This is a genomic window from Ohessyouella blattaphilus (assembly GCF_024721265.1).
Lineage (GTDB): Bacteria > Bacillota > Clostridia > Lachnospirales > Lachnospiraceae > Aequitasia > Aequitasia blattaphilus_A.
Window position 1 is genome coordinate 1 of record NZ_JAMXOC010000081.1, and the last position, 1,040, is coordinate 1,040.

The 1,040-nt window shown below is 36.9% G+C and carries 3 protein-coding genes; all 3 read right to left on the bottom strand.

Annotated features, from left to right (window positions below; translation table 11 throughout):
• Nucleotides 1–271: hypothetical protein (locus tag NHH16_RS15435; protein WP_262070478.1), on the bottom strand; the 271-nt coding region annotated here is incomplete at its 3' end.
• 34 nt (nucleotides 272–305) lie between these two features.
• Entirely contained in the window at nucleotides 306–662 is a 357-nt protein-coding gene (locus NHH16_RS15440) for a hypothetical protein (protein WP_262070479.1), read from the bottom strand.
• Nucleotides 663–707: 45 nt separating this feature from the next.
• Nucleotides 708–1,040: hypothetical protein (locus NHH16_RS15445; protein WP_262070480.1), on the bottom strand; the 333-nt coding region annotated here is incomplete at its 5' end.

A 1,040-nucleotide genomic window follows, 5' to 3' on the forward strand; every position in this document is an offset into this window, starting at 1 on the left:
TTCTTATTCTCAAGTCTTTTATATACATCCACGGCACAAGTATATTATCTTCTACTTGATCAGCGTTTCCGTTTTTCATCCGAATCAAGTTAATTCCTTCGATAGAAAATCTAAAGAAGTAAGGCCATTGCCTATTTTGCGCATAAAGAATCAAAGGTCCTACCGGAACGACCGCCTTTGTTCTAACCTTATTTCCCCCGTATAGAATATTATTCTCATATTCATAGTTATAACTTCGTAATATCTTTTCAACAGTTTTAAAATTCAGCATACTATCTCATTCCTCTTTCAACCCACTTCGGTTTTTATAAATTTATAAAGTAATCTATAAATCTACTATCTCTAGAGGTAATCTTGGATTTGAATCTCTTACCATCATATTCAAAGGAAAGTTTCCCGCCAACTACCCCCGTCTTCCCCTGAACATCACGCATACTTTGAATATCTATTCTATCAAGACACTCACCATAGGTGTTATCTAATTTTGCCTTGTGGACGTAAAGGATATTGCCCGAAACACTTAATAGTACCGCACCTGCTGCGGCACCTACTGCACCGCCGAGGATACCACCCATTACCGGCTTCGTGGCATATGTATAAATCTCATTTTGATCTAACAGTTGCTCCGCTTTTAATTTCTTTACTACTTCTTCTACCTTCAATTTTATCCCCCATCTGCCAATGCTATCTCTATAAATGTCTTCAAATTATAATACAAACATTTTTGAATCTAACTCGCTTACATCCGTTTCATCTATGGTGTAAAATCCATCATCAGTTATTCTTACATGGAGAACCATTTGTTCTTCCTCCCCATAACTAGGAGTATCTATCCTCTCCCGAACCATATCCAGATATACTTCATAGCTCATTTGTTTAACATCCTCTTCGGTGATTTCACCAGATGCTAATTGTTGCATAACCGCTTCGGTATCTATTCTATTTGAAAATTCTGTTTCTAAATTCGCAACTATCTCTTGAATTCCCATCAGATACGGTTCAAAAGCAACGGTCACTTCAAACTCCTTATCCACTTTCTT